Raw genomic sequence first — 19306 nt, forward strand, 5'->3', positions numbered from 1 at the left:
GCAAAGAGATTTTAGAAACAAAGGCAGAGTGTATGCGTATTACTTTTGGCACAAAATACAACCAAATGAATTACTACCAAAATGCTATGCAAAAAAAGCTCAATCAAACCAATACTCAAATCGCTTCTGGGCTTAAGATTCAATACGGCTACCAAGATAGCTCGGTTTTTAATCAGAATCTAAAGCTTGATTATGAGGAGCTTGGCTTAGCTCAAGGCATTGATAATGCGACAACTGCCTACACCCGCACGCTCAATACGGATAAAGCCCTATCAGAGCTCTCTGAGACAATGGTGAAATTCAACACCAAACTTATCCAAGCGGCAAACGACATTCATTCGCCTACTTCACGCGAAGCCATCGCCAAAGATTTAGAAAAGCTAAGAGACCATATGATAAATGTCGCTAATACTTCCATTGGGGGGGAATTTATATTCTCTGGGAGCAATGTAAAAATGCGTCCTTTTACTCCACAGGGCGAATATAAAGGCAACGATGAGATTCTTCAAACTCTCATTAGCTCGCAAAATCTAATGCAATATAATATCACGGGGAATGAGTTATTTTTCTCACGAGATTCTGATTGGCATAAGAGCATTTCAACCAACATTCGCAAACTCAACCAAAGCAAACTCAACCCAGACATTATGGATAGAATCCGCCGTGGTGATGTGCCAGAGGAAGTTTATATCAAAGCGACAGATAGATTGCGTGATTTGATTGGTGATGATGATAGAAATCCAAGCAATGATGGCAAAGAATATTTTTATATGCGTGGTGTGCGCCCAGATGGTGAGAGTTTTAAAGCTAAGTTTGCACTTGATGTGGGCTTTATTGATGAAAAAAACGCTAGCACCGTGCAAGATTTGCTCGATAAGATTGGGAAAGAATTTGGGAATACCTCACAAACAAAAGTCGTAGATGTAACGCTTAATGCGTGGGGGCAGATTGAGATTAAAAATCTTATAGCAGGAAACTCTAAATTAGAATTTCACCTTATCTCTAGTGATAAAGATGTAGAAAATGTCGATGAGCTAGCACGCATAGGCGCACGGGTTACGAGCTTTCAAAAAAGTCCGTTTTTAGGCACTTTTAGCCAAGATTCTATTGTGAGTGTGCGTGATAACTATGATTACAGGGTGCATAGGATTCCAACTACTTTCCTTACCAAAAATAACGAAGTAGCGGTGCGTGCCACAAAAATGCGTGATGTCGTAGCTGATGGTGTAAAAGAGCTCGTATTCTCTGGCACGCGCCCAAACACTGATGATGGGAAAATCAATGAAGAACCCATTGAGGAATTGCGCATTGTTATTGATGATAGCTTAGAAGTGCGTGATGTCATCAAACGAGTAAGCGAGCATTTTGGTGGGAATCTTGATGGAGAAATTACCAATGGTGAAATTGTCTTTAGAGACCACAATGTGAGAAACAAAGACAATGATATGAAAAATCCACCATTTAATGGACAAAGTGGCTTTAGTCTAGTCCTAAGCACTTATAATGAGCTTGGAGAGCCTATGATTGGATTAAGGAGTGATTACACAGCTGAGTATGATAGATTAGCCTTTGAACATCGTGGCACGAAACTTATCTCAAATGTCTCTCAAGTGCTTAATAATGGAACGGGCTTCGCCACTGATGAGACAAAACTCTCTGAAGTGGCAGGCGGTAGCATTGATGGGCAAACTTACAATATAAAGCTCGCAGACCACAATGGCGTAAAAGTCAATGCGAGAATCGAGCTAAGCAACGAAAAAGGCTCATTTTTAATCCTCCAAAATGATGATGAAGAGGTGGCTATCCCGCTGTATAATCCACACGATGAGCCTCCTGTGGTAAGCATTACAAAAGCTGATGACCTCACATATCGCCAGCTAATGGACGCTATTGCTGTGGCACTTAATTACTCAAATACCGACCCAAAACTTTACAAGCAAGCTGGAGCGATAAAAAAGGGCAACCCCACACAAGAAGCAAAATGGGCGTATGAAAACCTCTTGCAAGCCACAAAATCAAAGGTAGAGGTAAATCTCAACAGGCAAGGCAAGCTAGAAATTGATGATAAAATGCGTTCTGTTACGCGAATGGATTTTATGATTTACAACCAAAATAGCAATGATTTTTCGGAATCTGCGTTGCGCCACGATACTACATTTCTTGCCTTTAATGCTAATAACGCCATTACCATTGATGAGCCAGATTTAAATTTTTTTGAAGGAGTTGATGCTATGATTGATGCGGTGAGAAAGGGAATCTATCGCCCAAATCCATTTGATAGGGAATACTCTGAAGATATGCGTAATCTCGGTATACAAAATAGTATCGAGCGGTTTAATCATTATAGCGACCATATTGAAAAAATGATAGCCCTTAATGGCTCTCACGGCAGAGCATTTGAAAATGCAATCCATAGAAACGAGGTTTTAAAAATGCAAATTTCTGGAATCAAAGGTGATAATATCGGCACAGATATTGCGGCGACTTACAATCACTTTGCCAATCTTACAAATAATTATAACGCCGTGCTTAATAGCACAAGTCGTATCAATCAAATGTCTTTGGTGAATTTCCTATGAAAAATATTCCAATTATCCGTTATGAACATATTAGAGATATTAACGATTCTTACAGCATTAGTGTCAGTGCCTTTGAACAGCAAATGATGTATTTGCGAAAAAAGGGGTATAATTTTTTAAGCCTTGATGAATATCTCACACTCAAAAAGTCCAATGAGCCAAATCCTCCTCGCAGTGTGCTTCTTATATTTGAAGGTGGATGGAGAGATTTTTATGAAAATGCGTATCCTATTTTACAGCATTATTGGCTAAAGGCTGGACTTTTTATCGCCACAGAATGGATTGATGAATCCTCGAAAAAATCTTTAGAAGGACAATCAAACATAAATGCCATAGAGATTCCACACGATGAGGCAATGCTAGAAATTACCAAAAACCCTCGCGCAATGTTTTGCACTTGGGAAGAGCTAAAAAAAATGAATGATGTGGTGAGCTTTGGGACAATGACACACACTTATCGGCTTGATAATTTTGTCAATAAACCTTTCCATGAGGATTTGCAACTCTCTATTGATTTAATCATACGACATTTAGGCGTGATAACCTCTCATCTTTTGTGGCCTCGTGGTGAATACGACCAAAACTTACTACGCACAGCTAAAAAAATGGGATTACAATCATTTTATACACAAGAAATCGGGCAAAATTTTTGCGATGGCAACCTTGATAGCAATAAACTTTTATACGCAAATAATAGCTTTTTTGGGTTTAAAAAACAACTTGCTATTTGTGCAAATAGCCTAAGTTACAAACTTTTTAGTTTTCTTTTATAATCTCTTACTTCATTCACATCGCAACCATAACATAAGCTATAAAAGTTCGTCCCACACGAATATATATCCAAAATTAAAGGAAACTTTAAGTTTTGGAATACATTTAGCTTTGCTTGTGCTACAATTCCACAAAATTTTACAAAGGAAAGGTAATGCGGATTTTAATCATAGAGGACGATACAAACTTAACAAAGGAACTGAGTAAGGCACTTAACGCCAATGGCTATCAAACAGATGTCGCAGAGAATCTCAAAGACGGAGGCTACTACATTGGCATTCGCAATTATGACTTAGTTTTAAGTGGTTGGCTCTTTACTGATGGTATGGGCTTAGAAGTTTTAGAACAAGTAAAAGAAAAAAATGCGCGCACACCTGTCGTAGTGATTGCCAATAAACCCGATGGAGAAAGTGAAATACGCGCATTTCAAAGTGGTGCTGATGACTTCCTCTCCAAACCACTTGATATACAACCCCTCATCGCACGACTAAAAACACGACTAAAAGTATGGGATACGAGTGTGATTGAAATTGAAGAACTCAGTATCAACCCTGATGAGGAAAAAGTCATATACAAAGGCAGGGAAGTCGATGTCAAAGGCAAGCCTTTTGAGGTGCTTATCTACCTTGCTCGCCACCGAGACCAAGTCGTATCTAAAGAGCAACTTCTTGATGCCATTTGGGAAGAGCCAGAGCTTGTAACACCAAATGTCATTGAAGTGGCTATCAATCAAATCCGCCAAAAAATGGACAAACCACTAGGCATTAGCACTATTGAAACGGTGCGCAGACGCGGTTATCGATTTTGCTATCCAAAAGGACCAAGCGAGCTAGCTTAAAGCCATAAGGTTTAAGCTAGATTCTTGAAAATAATTAAAACCACTTAAACAACGGCTCGTTTGTGTCAAGCCCGATTAAAGTTTGTCTATCCTCATCATCAAGGGCGAAATCAAATATATTGATATTTTCTTTCATACGCTCAACCTTTGAACTTTTAGGAATCACGACAATATCTTGCTCAATTAAGAATCGAAGCGCGACTTGCGCGACACTTTTTTTATGCTTTTTGGCAATTTTGGTGAGCGTTTCATTTTTGAAAAAGTCATTTTTGCCATTTGCAAAAGGACTCCACGCCTCTAACTTTGTGCCACTTGCCTGCATTGCCTTGCGTAAAGCAGTTTGCTGGAAGAATATATGTGTTTCCATTTGATTGACTGCTGGGATTATTTTGCAATTTTTAATAAACTTATTGTAATCATTTGGGGCGAAGTTTGAGATTCCTAGTGATTTAATCACACCCTCTTGTTGAAGTTTTTCCATTGCTTTATACATATCTTTGGAGCGTTTGTAGTTTTTGTGAATAAGCAATAAATCAACATAATCAATTTGGAGGTTTTTGAGTGATTGCTCTGTGGATTTTAGTGTCTCATCATAACTCATATCACTTGAGAGTTTCGTTGTGATAAACATTTCTTCGCGTTTGATTTTTTTGCCATTAAGGGCTGTCTTTATGGCATTTCCTACATCATTTTCGTTATTATACATTTGTGCTGTATCAATAAGGCGATACCCCACTCCAAAAGCACTTTCCACAGCCTTTTGACATTCTGCGCCATTCATACGCGAAGTGCCAAAACCCACAAGTGGAATCTGCCTACCATCATTAAGCGTGCTAAATTGCATTTTTGCGCCTGATTTTGGGCTTGCGCCAAATGCTAACATCGGCGAGCCAAGAGCAACGCCAGCCAAAGTAAAAGTCGCTGAAGTTTTGAAAAATTCTCTACGAGAGAGTGTGTGTGTCATTTGTGTTTCTTTCATTAGAAATCTCCTTAAATAAATTCACCGCAAAAATTTTATTGTAAGTTGCAGATGTGCTAGTGATTATATAAAAATTTTAGTAAATTTAACAAGAATAAAATGCAAGCCTTTAGAATCTAAACTTTGTCGTATCAATACCTTCAATTTGAAGTAAGGTAATTTTTTTCTCAATCCCACCAGCATAGCCTACAAGATTCTTATTTGCCCCAATAATGCGATGACAGGGAATGATAATAGCGATTGGATTACTTCCCACAGCTCTGCCAATGGCTTGAGCAGACATTTTTGTAATATTGTGCTTTTGTGCGATTTGTTTTGCAAGTGCGCCATAAGTGCTAAGTTGCCCATAGGGGACTTGGAGGAGCAACTCCCATACTTCGCGTGCAAAGGCAGAACCACTTTGAATCTTTATTGGTGGCATAAATGTGGGAATCTCCGCACTAAAATATATATCTAACCACTTTATCGTCTTTTTTAGTGCGTTGCAAGGCTCTTCTTTATCCTTATGAGATTTATTCAAACAATCGCTAAATGTCAAGCCAATAAGGCTTTCTCCATCGCTTTGCAAATGCAGATAGCCAAGAGGAGAATTATAGAATCTCTGTATGTTTTGTCGCATTTTATTTCCTAAAATAAACTTGCATTATAGCAGTTTTGCTACAATACGCGCTACTTATTTCTTCATATATATTTAGAGGCAAAATGGTAAAAGATTCTCAAAACACATTTTTTGCGTGGTTGCCCGTCATTGTGATTTCGTGTGCGGCATTTATCTTTAACACCAGCGAATTTATCCCAATCGCTCTATTAAGTGCAATCGCTAATGACTTTGGCATAAGTGAAGCAAACGCTGGAATCCTCATCACAATGTATGCGTGGGTCGTAGCGTGCGCTTCACTTCCGCTGATGATAGTATTTTCAAAAATGGAGTTAAAGCGTTTAATGCTTGGTGTGATTGCCTTTTTTGTGCTCTCTCATATTCTCTCGGCTCTCTCGCAGGATTTTTTCACACTAATGGCTTCGCGCATTGGCGTGGCACTCTCTCACGCGCTTTTTTGGTCTATCGCCACGATAATGGCGGTAAAAGCTGCACCCAAAGGCAAGCAATCTCTTGCGCTTAGCTGTATTATTGTTGGCACTTCCTTAGCCCTTAGTGCTGGGTTGCCATTGGGGCGTATTGTCGGGCTTTATATGGATTGGAGGGCGAGCTTTGGTTGTATTGGAGTGGCAGGATTTTTCGTGATGATTGTATTTTGGCGTGTCTTCCCCACGATGCCAAACACAGATTCTATCACACTTAGCACACTTCCAACCCTCATTAAAAACAAACCATTGCGTAAAATCTACTTGCTTACTGCCTTTATTATTACCGCACATTTTACAGCGTATAGTTATATTGAGCCATTTTTGGCTAAATGCGCGGAGTTAGATTCTGCAATTATTACATTTGTGCTAATGCTTTTTGGTGTAATGGGAATCTTAGCTGGATTTTTGTTTTCAAAATTTTATGAAAGATACCACCGCATTTTTGTGTTTTATTGTCTTTTTGGGATTAGCGCAAGTTTGCTTTTGCTCCACCTTTTAAGTTTCACAGAGGTCGGTATCATTATATTGTGTGTGTTTTGGGGGCTCGCGATAATGCTCTTTAACCTTGTATTTCAATCCCAAACTATTGCCGCACTCTCAATGACTAAAGCCACTGCCGTTGGAATGTCAATTTTCTCTGGAATCTATAATGTAGGAATTGGTGGTGGCGCACTTATCGGCGGGCTTATTAGTGAAAATATCGCGTTGCAGGGCATTGGATATATTGGTGGTTGCATTGCATTTGGAGCGTGTATATTTTTTATGCGGAAAATGGCTTTTGCGCGGGTATTTCATCGATTTGTCAGCAAAAGATTCCCTAAAAAATAAGCACTCACACATCACTTAATGAGTGATTTCACTCTTCACTACAAATTAAAGTCAATAAATGTATAATTTAGTAACAATTTAAGTTTTTTTTGATTTTTTTTATACTAAAATACACAAAAAAATTCTTTTTTAGTTTTTTACGAGGAATGCAATGTCGCAATCAATCGCTTTAATCCTTATGGCTGCTGGAGATTCTACGCGTTTTTGTGCAGATGAGAATCTCCCAATCAAAAAACAATGGCTGCGCGTAGGCGATTTAGCCCTTTGGCAAAAAGTCCTCCAAGATTTTTGCGCACTCTATAAATTTAATGAAATTATCATCACGGCAAGCAAAAAAGACTATGAATATATGAAAAATTTAAGCCATCATACTATCGTGCTTGGCGGTAAAAGTCGATGTGAAAGCGTAAGAAACGCCATAAAAGAGGTAAAAAGCGAATTTGTCCTAATAAGCGATGTCGCGCGCTGTATTGTCGATAAATCTGTGGTTACAAGGCTACTTGAATGCACCTCAAATGCAGATTTTTCTTGTGCAGTGCCATATATAAATGTGCCAGATACGGCATTTTATCAGGGACGATATTTGCAACGCGAGGATATTAAACTTATCCAAACCCCACAATTAAGCAAGACAAATGTGTTGCGCGAGGCATTGCAAGCAGGAGATGAATTTAGTGATGAGAGTTCAGCTATCCACACATTGGGGAAAAATATTGATTTTATCAAAGGTAGTCCTTTATTAAAAAAACTGACAAACTACGAAGATTTGGCGTTTTTTACGCACTTAGATGATAGCAACCTTAGAGATTCTGCAATTTTAACACCACCGAGCAATGAAAGTTTTTGGGGGAGTGGATTTGATGTGCACGCCTTTGAAAAGGGCAAAACAATGGTGCTAGGAGGAGTGCGTATAGAATCTAATGTAGGCTTTAAAGCGCATAGCGATGGCGATGTAGTGCTACACGCACTTTGTGATGCTATATTAGGCGCGATAAACGCGGGGGATATTGGGCAGTGGTTCCCCGATAGTGCTAAGGAGTTTGCAGGCGCAGATTCTGCGATTCTTTTGCAAGAAATATTACAATATGCCAAAAGTGTGGGCTTTGAAGTGTCGTATGTAGATATTACTATTATGGCACAGATTCCTAAAATTACCCCATACAAAGCGCGTATGCAGGAGCGAATCGCTCAGATTCTTGATATTTCCAAATCAAAAGTCAGCATAAAAGCTACCACGACAGAATCACTTGGCTTTATTGGGCGGAGTGAGGGTATCGCTGTGAATGCAAATGCCTGCTTACGCTTTATCGCGTGGCATAAATTTTTACATTAAGTTAGGAGGAATGGGTTTTGAGAGTTTTGATTATTGAAAATGAGACATATTTGGCGCAAAGCATTGTCAATAAGTTGAGTGATTTTGGGTTTGAGTGTGAGGTAGTATCAAACATCATAGAAATGGAAAAGCTTGCAGAACGCAAGAAATTTGATGTAGTGATTGCTTCTTTTAGTGCGATTGAGGGGGATTATCTTGCGTTAGTGCGCACGCATTCAGAGGCGATTATCATTTTGCTCGTGCCTTATGCGAATGATGACACCATTATAAAGCCATTGCAAAGTGGTATCACTGATTACATTATCAAGCCATTTATCACCGAAGAGCTTGCACGCAAAATTAAACATTACAAATCCTATAAAGACTTAAAGAGTGAAGTGGAATTTTACTGCAATTACTTTTCTTTTGTCGAAAAGGAACTCTCCACTCCAAACCCAATATCTTATAATCCCTCTTTTATTATTAAAACCAACTCTCAGCGTAGCGCGGATATTTATGCTATGCGATACGCGCGAATGCGTAATATCAAATTTGAATTTCTCACCCTTAAAGAGGAGCGTTGGAGGCAACTTTTTAAATCTCAACCAAACAAAAACAAAGTCTTTTACATTACTAACCTAGAAGAACTCAACAAAACTGAAATGAAAGAGTTTTTAGAACTTATTGGAAAGTGCAGTTGCATTGTATCTATCGTATCTAACGAAGCTATATCATTTCCACAAGTGGTGGATATTTCGAGTTATTCTAGTGCGATAGAAATTGGCGGGGACATTTTATCGATTAAAGAATATGAAAAAATCATTATTGCAAAATTTGAGAATCGTTATCCAGATGTAGAACTTGCTAAAAAGCTCGGTATGAGTCGCAAAAGTCTATGGGAAAAGCGCAAAAAATACGGACTTATGCGTAAAAAAGAATTTTTAGACTAACAAATATGAGATTTGTGTGGATTGCTAGGGAGTTTGCGTGGATTGGGGGATTAGAGCAGCATTTTTATCGGTGCTTTTCAGTGGGAAGTCTCGATTTGCCCCGGGCACGATAGGAAGTTTTGTTAGTATTTTTTTAGGCTTGCCTCTTTTATTGCTCTCTCAAGAAAGCCTTTTTTTAAGCGCGGTGTTGGTTGGGCTAATCGCCATAAAACAAATTGATATTTATGAAAAGCAAGTTGGCAAACACGATGATAAACGCATTGTCATTGATGAGTTGGTAGGAATGTGGATGGCAATGAGTTTTTTTGACATTACTCAAATGAATATTTTAGCCCAAACCATAGCGATAGGACTATGTTTTGTATTTTTTAGAATCTTTGACATTACCAAACCATCATTTATTGGCAAGATTGATAGAGAAGTTCGTGGTGGGCTTGGTGTCGTAGGCGATGATGCACTCGCTGGTGTGCTTGGTGGAGCGTGTGCGAAAATCTCTTTTATGTTATTAGAATTTGGATTAGTGTATTTTGAGCTTAATTTTTAAGTGGAGAAAATCCACTTAGATTCTCCCCCTACCATACAAAAGCACCAAAAATCTCTTGTATGGATAAAATTACTGCTTAAGGTTAAGAAGTGTATTAAGGATTTGGTCTGAAGTTGTTACAGCTTTTGAGTTTGCTTGGAATCCGCGTTGCACAATGATAAGTTGCGTAAGCGAGCGGGACAAATCCACATTACTCATCTCTAGCTTTGAGCCAGAGACACCGCCTCTACGCCCTGTATTCGCAGCACCAATCATTGGCTCGCCAGAGTTACCTGTTTGAGAGAATACATTTCCGCCCTCAGCTTGCAAACCTGCGGAGTTAGCGAAGTTTGCCATTGCTACTTGTGCCAGAGCGATAGATTTACCATTACTAAATGAACCAAGCAATGTCCCATTAGAATCAAAGCGAATATCCATTAAGTCTCCCGCTTGGTAGCCATTTTGGTTAATCGCATAAGTTTCAGAGACTTTATCCACACTTGTCAAGCCACCAAAAGTTTGATTTGCTCCAAACTTTAGCTCAATTCGTATAGGATTACTTCCATTTTTAGGGTCTAATTGCACGACAGGTGGATTCATACCAGCTAGACTTCCATCGCTATTAAAGCTCGCTCTACCACCCTCAAAAATATTAGGTCGTTGCGCTGTCCCCCCTAAAAACTGCGCAGGCTCAGGCACGACTGCCCTAAAGTTCCACTCCGCAGGACCAGTCTTCCAAAACTCAAAACGCAAGTTGTGTTTAGTTCCTAAACTATCGACTATATCCACACTTGTGGCGTGAGTTGATTTATAAATTTTGCCAGATGAAATAGGTGTGCCTCCCTCAAGGAATTGAGAGCTATTAAGCGCACGCATTGTTTCTTTAAACAATACATTGGTTGTTACCTGCCCAGATGCGTGTGCGCTCACATAAATATTAAGATTGCGTCTCTCATCAGTGCCATCATCTTTATTAAGCATTTCAAACATTCCATAATTATTCACCGTTACAGACACGCTTGCTGTGCTTTCTTTATACTCTTTTTCTGGGTTTTTAATCATATTTGCATCGTATTGCATAAGCGCACGCAAATCCTCTGTCGTCCTAAATTGCCCTGTGGTAGAATCTGCATCGCTCGCAAAAGTATAGCGGTATCTAAATGCTGTAATATCCTCTTCGCCCTCTTTAAACTCCGAAAAAACACCTGTGCCACCTTTTGTGATTCTAATGTTTTTAAGTTTTTCACCACCATCAAGCATATTTCTATTTTCTAAGCGTAGCACGCCATTATCCACATACGCCTCGACACCTGTTTTATCGCGATACCCATTGATAGCATTTTGTGCCGCAAGCAAGCTACTCATTCCAGATAATCCAGAATCATTGCTAAAGCTAATATTTTCGCCGTTAATGCTAATGGTGCTCACTTCGGCAGTCGGCACGACATTATGACGAATGATAGAGTTTTTATAACTTACCCAAATGCCTTGATTCTCATTGAGCGCAAACGCATCGCCATCGCCATTAAAGAGCACGCCAAGGTCCTCGCCCACTTGCGTCATTCGTCCTCTTGAGTCATACATTGGCTCTTCCCCATTAGCAGAGGTATAAGTAGTAGAATCTAGCGCAGCAATATCCATTGGTGCTTCTGTCCGCCTACCAGCGTTCAAATTGGCTCGAAGCGTTACGGTCGAAGTAGTGCGCGCTGGCATAACCATACCGGGGTCTACTTGTATATTACGCACAGGTCCTGTATTATCAACCCTAAAGAAATCATATTCACTCATATTAGCAGTCTCTTCACTCTGTAATGCTCCACGCACCCAACCTTGCACTACATATCCACCTGTGGTTACGAGATTCCCATTTGCGTCAAAGAGAAACTCGCCATTTCTTGTATAGTTGTGTGTAGTGCCTCTATCAGGGCTGATGATAAAAAATCCATCGCCCTCAATAGCAATATCTGTTTTCACATCAGTATTTTGTGTGTTTCCTTGTGAGAATACCTTTGTAGTCGCCTCAATACTCACACCAAGACCTACGGAGAAGTCATTCATACCACCCAAACCATTTTTATAAGGGGAAGTAGCAATAAGCTTAACTTGAGAGAGCATATCCACAAATGAAGCGCGTGAGTATTTGAAACCAACCGTATTTACATTGGCGATATTATTACTTTCCACATCAAGAGCAATTTGATGTGCCTGCATACCGCTAACACCAGACCATAACGAGCGTAACATACCTATCCTTTTTTAGAGAATTTACAATGTTAAGAGCAAAGCAAGTTTTATTCCAAAAGAACCTCACTTTATCATAAAAAATCCCATATCATTTTTATAAAATATTGTCATTTATTTGTGGATATTTGTGCCCTAAAATGATAGTTTTTCTTGCAAAAAAATCCTAAAATGTTAATTTTTGTTGTTATAATGCAAGGACAAATCCGTAAAAAGGTTAAATTAAACTTATGAGGAGAAAATAATGGGAAAATATATCGAATTAAAAGAAAGTAATTTCGACCAAGAGATTTCAAGTGGCATATCATTGGTGGATTTTTGGGCACCTTGGTGTGGTCCTTGTAAAATGCTAGCACCCGTGATTGATAAACTCGCTGAAGAGTATGAGGGCAAGGCAAAAATTTGCAAGGTTAATACCGATGAAGAAGGGAATCTAGCAGCAAAGTTTGGCGTGCGTAGCATTCCTACAATATTTTTCATTAAAGATGGTGAAGTGATTGACCAAATTATTGGTGCAGTAAGTGAGAGTGCGTTGAAAGAAAAACTCAACAATGTGCTTAATGGGTAGGCTTTATCAAACTAGATTCTATAATATTTATAGAATCTAGGAAGTCGAAACTTTCACATTGAACCAAGACTATTACCTCGACATTTGTGCCTTAGGAGTTAAAGGCAAGTTAGATACAAACTTTTACCAAGTTCTTTAATAAAATATTTTTTCAATGTTTGCTTACAATACAAACACTCAAATCTTAGTAGCAAGCCTTGCAAAGATATTTTAACTCTAAGGGTCCAAATGGTAGAAACGCAATCTCAGCGCAATGGTGTAAATACCACTCGTCGCTATTCCTATCTTAAAGACAAGCTCCAAAATGGACTTACCCTTTTTATCAAGCACGAATCATTTGGTGGTGTGTTACTTGCCGTATGTGTGCTCTTTGCAATGCTTATAGCAAACTCATCGTATAAAGAAGTGTATTTTTGGCTACAAAAATTTGAATTAGGAATTGCGCTTGGCAACTTTGAGCCAAAGATTGAACTCGTGCATTTTGTCAATGATGTATTGATGTCGTTTTTCTTTTTGCTCGTCGGCTTGGAAATGAAAAGAGAAGTGCTCTATGGCGAGCTGGCTGGCTTTAAGAAAGTGAGTTTTTCTGTTTTGGCGGCTATTGGCGGTATCATCGCGCCTATTGTGCTTTATTTACAATTTACTTCTGGCACGCCTTTTGAAAAGGGCTTTGGCATCGCAATGAGCACGGATACAGCCTTTGCTCTTGGTGTGATTCTTATGCTTGGTGAGCGTGTGCCAAAAATTGTTAAAATTTTCCTTGTTACGCTTGCAGTGGCAGATGATTTGGGCGCGATAAGTGTCATTGCAATTTTTTACTCTCAACACATCGATATGTTTTGGATTTATCTTTCATTGATAGTGGTTGGGCTTTTGGGATATTGCAATTACCGCGATACCAAATATATTTCTATTTATTTTTTACTTGGCATTGTGCTATGGGTGTGTATCTTATTTAGTGGAATCCACGTAACCATCGCTGCAGTGATTCTCGCCTTTGCCATTCCGGGTAGGACGCGCGTCAATCGCAAGTATTTTGCTAATATGCTTGGTGAATTTGAACGCATAAAGCGCGTTACTAATGATGGCGCGGATATAACTAATATCCAAGAAAGGGAAAAAATAGGTTTTTGGAAATCCACTTGGCTTAATATCAAAAGCTTTATGACTTCATCGCCTAGTGCTAGAAATGTCAATATGGCAAAAGCAAGTGAGCTTGTCTATATGCTTGATAGCATTGGCACTTATTCACGCTACGCTCAAAACCCACTTTTGCGTATCGAGCACGCACTTCAGCCGATTTGCGCGTATTTTATCGTGCCTATTTTTGCGTTTATGAATGCAGGCGTAAGCATTGATTCTCATATTGAATTAACGCTTGATGGTGTGATGCTTGGGACGATTTTTGGCTTAGTCATTGGCAAGCCCATTGGAATCTTCCTCTTTGCATTTTTAGGAGAGAAGCTCAAGCTCTCCGTGCGCCCAGATGGCTTGAGCAATTTTCACATTATTGCTGTTGGAGCGATTTCTGGCGTTGGATTCACAATGTCGATATTTGTGGCAAACTTGGCTTATACAGATGATATGAGTGCTATTGATATGTCAAAAATTTCAATTTTAATCGCCTCAAGCATTGCCGTGATACTTGGCATAGTGTTAATGGCGATTGCCACAAGGAACGATAAACCAGAACAAAAAGACCAAGAATCACCCGCTCAACCATCACTTTTTTAAACTATTTTGTAGCTGGAATGCGCTCCACTTCGATTTCATAAAGTCTTTTTCGCTCACTTGAGCTTGCTATCTCAAGTTGTTGGCGATATTTGGTTATCGTGCGGCGCACCATTTTCACGCTAAACTTCTCTTCTACGATTTTTAGAATCTTTAAATCACTAAGGGGCTTTTTCCTATCCTCATCTTTGATTAACCCTAAAATATAATCCTTTATCGAGGCGTTTGAAGTATCACTATCAATAGCTGCGGTAAAAAAGCTCTTAATGGGGAAAATCCCTCTATCGCATTCTAAATATTTGTTGGCAATGGCTCGCGAAATCGTGCTAGGAGCGTAACCCAAATCTTGAGCTATATCTTTTAGCTTCATCGGGCGGATTTCACCACCTTTAAAAAAATCGTATTGATTCTCTCTTAGGGCTAGGGCGATTTTTAGAATCGTAGCCTTGCGCATATCAAGCGCATCAACCAAATCTTTTGCTTCTTTAATCTTTGTTTTAAAAAACTCTTGTGCTTCTTTTTGCGCGCCAAAATCTTGGTGCTCAATCACAATTTTAGGGTAATACATATCATTCACACTTACATCAAGTTCATAAATATGTTGCAACGAATCTTCTTTAAGTCGTTCAAAGATGAAAATATCTGGGATAACTTCTGGGACCTTTTCACTAAAATCTGATGCTGGAGGATTCTTAAAGCTCTTAATAGTGTGCATTACTTTTTCATACTCTGGGTGATTTTTGAAGTTTTTATGGTTTTCTAAATCTTTAATAATCTTTATGGCAAGTTCAAACGCTTGTCCATCTAAATCACTCTCTTGAAGTTGAAAATACAATGATTCTACAATATCACGCGCGCCCACTCCACAAGGCTCTAAATAACTAAATCTCGCCCTCACACGCTCAAAGTCCTCCACATTCACGCCAACCTCATCAGCCAACTCGTTTATGTCCCCCTCTAAAAATCCACTTGCATTAAGATTCTCAATAATGCAATGCGCAATCTTTTGAGAATCTGTTGTAGGGAAAAGTTTTGGTGTAATTTGCTCAAAAAGCAATTCATACAAATCTTGCTCACTCACGCTAAGAGATTCTATTTTGTCAGTTATAGAGTTTTTTTGACTTTGGGTTTTTTTGCCACTACCTTGTTTGTTGGGTGCTATGGATTGTGTGCGTTGAGATTGGATTTGGACATAGGGGTTTTCCTCGCTGTAATTTTGGAGCACTTCTTCAATCTCATTTGCCCCGCTTTGCAAAATAGGCAACCAATTTTTCAGCGTTTGTGATAAACGCGGTTTTATGGTTACATTACTTCGTAATTTTCCGCCTACACTCATACTTTAAAATGCTCCCCGAGATAATATTTTCGCACCAAAGCATTTTGATAGATTTCATCTGCATTCCCGCTTGCGAGCAATGAGCCACTTTTTATCACATAGGCTCTATGGCAGACTGAGAGTGTCTCACGCACATTGTGGTCGGTTATCAACACTCCAATTTCTAGCTTTGTGAGTTTTACAATAATGTTTTGAATATCTACCACCGCCTTTGGGTCGACTCCAGCAAAAGGCTCATCAAGTAAGATAAACTTTGGATTTTTTACCAATGCACGGGCGATTTCTACGCGTCTTCTCTCTCCACCGCTAAGGCTCACACCCTTTCGCCCACGAATTGGCTCGATATTAAATTCCTCAAGCATTTGCTCTATGCGAATCTTACGCTCTTTTGCGCTTTTAATGCTCGCTTCAGCCGCAAGCATTAAATTTTGCTCCACGCTCAAATCCTTAAAAATACTAGATTCCTGCGGTAAGTATCCAATGCCAAGATTTGAACGCAAATGCAATGGCATATTTGTAATGTCTTTTCCATTTAAAAATACCTCACCACTGCTTGGGTGCAAAAGCCCACAAATCATATAAAATGTAGTGGTTTTACCCGCGCCATTTGGTCCTAAAAGTCCCACTATTTCACCACTATTAAGCTCCAATGAAATACTAGAGACAATTTTATTTCGTTTGATAAGTTTGCTTAATTCACGCGCTTGCAGACTATTCATAAGAAATGATATACTCCCTTTGTTGAGAATCACCAGCATTGATGTCAATATTAAATGCCACAAAATTGCATTTTTTTAAAAAATCCTTGAGGTGTTCGCTTCCCCATTCTATAAAATGAACACCCACGCGCTCAAAAAGCTCTAAAAAATCAGCCTCAAGCAAATGAGTAAAATCTCTTTGATAAAAATCATAATGGAAAATCTGCCCATCATAATCTTGCGAGACATTATAAGTGGGCGAAGTAACGAGGTCTTTACCACTCTTTGCTTTCACAAAGGCTTTAACCAAAGTGGTTTTGCCACTTGCTAAATCCCCATTAAGCAAGAAAAAAATATGTGGGTGTTTTTTATTTAAATCCTCCAAACACGCACACAAACTACTTAAATTGCTTTTTGCCAATGTAAAACTTTGATACACTTCCATTTTGAACGCTCCTTGTTGAGATTTAAGATTTTATGACATCTTTAATGCCTAAATGCTGTTCTATACCATTGATAATATCCTTATTTTGGCGAAAAAATTCCTTATCACGCTCATCATAAAAGCTTTTTTGCTCTATGTCGCCTTGAATATCACTAGCTGGAGCATCTTTATTGTTTGATTGAGCGTTTGTATTATCCTCATTTGTTTGGCTTTTTGCTACGCTAATTTTTGTCCCCACTCCAAATATCTCATCAACAAAGGTTTTAATAATATGAAAATGTTTTTTTAGAGCCTCTTTGCATTCACTGCTAGCATTTGATTCCCAAGTGAGGGTGCCTTGCGCATAATCAACAAAACTCACACTTCTCTCAAAGCACTCACCCAACTCATAATCTCTATCATAGATTTTTTTTACTAGCTCACTAAACTTTTGAGAATCATTAGAGGTCGCCACATTAGACATATTAGATTGTTTGGGTGTGATATGTTGTGAAGCAGATTCACTTGCATTCGATATAGTTTGTTTGTTTTGTGTGCCTTGAGGGTTGCTAATCTTGCCCTCCAAATCCGCAATCATCATATCAATATCTTTAATCTTTAATGCCTCGCGCATTTTCAACAATGTCAAAAGAAGCACAAATCCACCATCGGTATTAAGAGAGAGAAGCGTTTTAGAATCTACCAAGATTCTAAAAAATCTATCCATCACCACCGCAGAAAACTCACTATCCCGCGCAATCAATCGCTCTTTTAAAAACACCATCATTTCATCTAAAATCATTTCACAATCATATTCTTGCAACAAACTAAGACTTTCATCAGCCTCAAATTCTGCGCTATGAAGCAAGGAATCAAAGAGCGAATGTAAAATTTGTGGATTGACAATGCCTAGCATACTTGTTACATCTGTGGTAGTGATGTTGTTTTTACAAAAAATAATGGCTTGGTCGAGCAAAGTAAGCGTATCACGCAAGCTCCCAGAGCCACTTCGCGCGATGATTTCAAGGGCTTCTTTTTCATACTTAACGCCCTCTATCTCTAAAATATGACTAATGTGCTCAATGATAAGGCGCGGTGAAATCTGCTTAAAACGAAAATGCTGCGTGCGAGAGAGAATCGTAGCGGGCAACTTAAGCGGGTCAGTGGTCGCTAAAATAAATTTCACATACTCTGGTGGCTCTTCGAGCGTTTTAAGCAGGGCATTAAATGCTTCTTTTGTCAGCATATGCACCTCATCAATGATAAATATTTTGAAGCGACCAAATGCTGGGCGGTATTTGGTTTGCTCAATAACATCACGAATATCATCAATCTTGCGACTTGAAGCAGCGTCCATCTCAATAATATCTAAATGGCGATTTTCTAGTGCCGCCTTGCAGTTTTGACACTCACCACAAGGCTTTGAAGTAGGTCCGCTCTCACATTGCAAACAACGAGAGAAGATTCTCGCACTACTTGTCTTCCCACTCCCGCGAAGTCCGCTAAAAAGATATGCGTGTGAAGTGTGCTCACAATCTAGTGCTAAAGAGAGCGTTTGAGAGACAGCTGGCTGCCCTATAAGATTCTCAAAAGTAGTGGGACGATATTTTAACGCAAGGGCTAAAGACATTATTTCTCTCCCTTTGGTTGGTTATGTGGGGAATCGTGTTTATGATTTGGAGATTCCTCATAGGCAAAAATAGGCAAATCAAGCCTATAACGAATTGCAAAAAGACGCATTATCGTGCCAACCAAAAGCACAACAAGAACCGAGCCAAGTTTGTCAAATTGCACAACTTCGACTAACGCATAATACAAACTTGCAGCAATAATACTCACACCCGCATAAAGCTCCTTTTGAAACACGAGAGGGATTTGATTGCAAAAAATATCGCGCAAGATTCCACCAAAAATGCCTGTGATACAACCAGCCGTAATGGCAATAACAAAGCCATATCCCATACTTAGTGCGACTTTTGCGCCAATGATAGTAAATACCACAAGTCCTAACGCATCAAGGCTTAAAAATAATTTTTCAAAGCGGAAAAGTTTTTTGGGAATCTTTGTGGTCAAAATCGCCGTTACACAAATAAGCACGATAAATTCTGGAGTTTTAACCCAAGTAAGCGGGTAATGTCCAAGCAACACATCGCGTATTGAGCCACCGCCGATAGCTGTAACAAGCGCGATAAACATCACCCCAAATAAATCCATTTTATGCCTCCCTGCAGCAAGTGCTCCTGTCATCGCTTCAACCGTGATACCTAGCGTAAATAGCGTGCCCAAAAGCACTTCATCATCAATATTCATATTTTGCCTTTGCTATTTTATCTTTTTAGTAATATTAAACACATACGCTAGTTTTGTTGATTACATAGATGATTTGTAAGGTGAAATTATAATATATTTTTACGGATTATGGAATCTAAAATAGCGATTCTC

At 39.1% G+C, this 19306-nt stretch carries 17 protein-coding genes; 9 read left to right on the top strand and 8 right to left on the bottom strand.

From position 1 onward, the window contains the following. Positions 1-32 precede the first annotated feature (32 nt). From flgL to hsrA, 3 genes are all read left to right on the top strand, one after another. A complete protein-coding gene (gene flgL / locus ACWIUJ_RS05085) occupies positions 33-2579 on the top strand; it encodes a flagellar hook-associated protein FlgL (protein ID WP_454151172.1) in 2547 nt (848 codons plus the stop codon). After that, a complete protein-coding gene (locus tag ACWIUJ_RS05090) occupies positions 2576-3352 on the top strand; it encodes a polysaccharide deacetylase family protein (RefSeq protein WP_454169382.1) in 777 nt (258 codons plus the stop codon). The genes flgL and ACWIUJ_RS05090 overlap by 4 nt, the downstream gene beginning before the upstream one ends. A 152-nt stretch (positions 3353-3504) precedes the next feature. Beyond that, positions 3505-4188, top strand: coding sequence for a homeostatic response regulator transcription factor HsrA (gene hsrA / locus ACWIUJ_RS05095; protein WP_454151168.1), 684 nt, complete (start codon positions 3505-3507; stop codon positions 4186-4188). A 34-nt stretch (positions 4189-4222) separates the two neighbouring features. Here the strand turns inward: hsrA and ACWIUJ_RS05100 are convergent, their stop codons facing one another. Both ACWIUJ_RS05100 and ACWIUJ_RS05105 read right to left on the bottom strand, forming a co-directional pair. Then, entirely contained in the window at positions 4223-5167 is a 945-nt protein-coding gene (locus ACWIUJ_RS05100) for an aldo/keto reductase (RefSeq protein ID WP_454169384.1), read from the bottom strand. Between the two features lie 109 nt (positions 5168-5276). Continuing rightward, complete coding sequence (locus ACWIUJ_RS05105) at positions 5277-5786, bottom strand: methylated-DNA--[protein]-cysteine S-methyltransferase (RefSeq protein ID WP_454169386.1); 510 nt, start codon at positions 5784-5786, stop codon at positions 5277-5279. A gap of 83 nt (positions 5787-5869) precedes the next feature. Here ACWIUJ_RS05105 and ACWIUJ_RS05110 point away from each other — a divergent pair, with 83 nt between their 5' ends. The 4 genes from ACWIUJ_RS05110 (at position 5870) to ACWIUJ_RS05125 (ending at position 9887) form a co-directional block, all read left to right on the top strand. Then, positions 5870-7081, top strand: coding sequence for a sugar transporter (locus ACWIUJ_RS05110; protein WP_454169388.1), 1212 nt, complete (start codon positions 5870-5872; stop codon positions 7079-7081). A gap of 151 nt (positions 7082-7232) precedes the next feature. Then, the gene (locus ACWIUJ_RS05115) at positions 7233-8414 is read left to right on the top strand and encodes a bifunctional 2-C-methyl-D-erythritol 4-phosphate cytidylyltransferase/2-C-methyl-D-erythritol 2,4-cyclodiphosphate synthase (RefSeq protein ID WP_454169390.1); all 1182 of its coding nucleotides are present in this window, start codon (positions 7233-7235) and stop codon (positions 8412-8414) included. A gap of 17 nt (positions 8415-8431) precedes the next feature. Further along, on the top strand, positions 8432-9343 hold the full coding sequence (locus ACWIUJ_RS05120; protein ID WP_454169392.1) for a response regulator: 912 nt from the start codon (positions 8432-8434) through the stop codon (positions 9341-9343). A gap of 37 nt (positions 9344-9380) precedes the next feature. Beyond that, positions 9381-9887: a phosphatidylglycerophosphatase A family protein gene (locus ACWIUJ_RS05125; protein ID WP_454169394.1), complete on the top strand. Its 507-nt coding sequence runs from the start codon at positions 9381-9383 to the stop codon at positions 9885-9887. Positions 9888-9956: 69 nt separating this feature from the next. Here ACWIUJ_RS05125 and flgE read toward each other — a convergent pair whose 3' ends face one another. After that, positions 9957-12110: a flagellar hook protein FlgE gene (flgE, locus tag ACWIUJ_RS05130; protein WP_454151154.1), complete on the bottom strand. Its 2154-nt coding sequence runs from the start codon at positions 12108-12110 to the stop codon at positions 9957-9959. Between the two features lie 241 nt (positions 12111-12351). Between flgE and trxA the strand changes: the two genes are divergently transcribed. Then, on the top strand, positions 12352-12675 hold the full coding sequence (gene trxA / locus ACWIUJ_RS05135; RefSeq protein ID WP_454169396.1) for a thioredoxin: 324 nt from the start codon (positions 12352-12354) through the stop codon (positions 12673-12675). 228 nt (positions 12676-12903) lie between these two features. Continuing rightward, positions 12904-14409 carry a Na+/H+ antiporter NhaA gene (gene nhaA / locus ACWIUJ_RS05140; RefSeq protein WP_454169397.1) on the top strand — a complete coding sequence of 502 codons (1506 nt, stop codon included), beginning with the start codon at positions 12904-12906 and terminating at the stop codon, positions 14407-14409. A gap of 1 nt (position 14410) precedes the next feature. Here nhaA and ACWIUJ_RS05145 read toward each other — a convergent pair whose 3' ends face one another. From ACWIUJ_RS05145 to ACWIUJ_RS05165, 5 genes are read right to left on the bottom strand one after another with little or no spacing between them, the layout of a single operon-like run. Then, positions 14411-15742 carry an RNA polymerase factor sigma-54 gene (locus ACWIUJ_RS05145; RefSeq protein ID WP_454151150.1) on the bottom strand — a complete coding sequence of 444 codons (1332 nt, stop codon included), beginning with the start codon at positions 15740-15742 and terminating at the stop codon, positions 14411-14413. Beyond that, on the bottom strand, positions 15739-16461 hold the full coding sequence (gene lptB, locus ACWIUJ_RS05150) for an LPS export ABC transporter ATP-binding protein (protein WP_454151149.1): 723 nt from the start codon (positions 16459-16461) through the stop codon (positions 15739-15741). Before lptB ends, ACWIUJ_RS05145 begins: the two co-directional genes overlap by 4 nt. Continuing rightward, positions 16454-16885, bottom strand: a complete 432-nt coding sequence (tsaE, locus tag ACWIUJ_RS05155) for a tRNA (adenosine(37)-N6)-threonylcarbamoyltransferase complex ATPase subunit type 1 TsaE (protein WP_454151147.1) — start codon at positions 16883-16885, stop codon at positions 16454-16456. The genes lptB and tsaE overlap by 8 nt, the downstream gene beginning before the upstream one ends. A gap of 22 nt (positions 16886-16907) precedes the next feature. Continuing rightward, positions 16908-18494: a DNA polymerase III subunit gamma/tau gene (locus ACWIUJ_RS05160; protein ID WP_454169399.1), complete on the bottom strand. Its 1587-nt coding sequence runs from the start codon at positions 18492-18494 to the stop codon at positions 16908-16910. Continuing rightward, complete coding sequence (locus tag ACWIUJ_RS05165) at positions 18494-19174, bottom strand: trimeric intracellular cation channel family protein (RefSeq protein WP_454151143.1); 681 nt, start codon at positions 19172-19174, stop codon at positions 18494-18496. Before ACWIUJ_RS05165 ends, ACWIUJ_RS05160 begins: the two co-directional genes overlap by 1 nt. Positions 19175-19306: the final 132 nt, after the last annotated feature.

The organism is Helicobacter sp. 23-1046, from assembly GCF_053654635.1.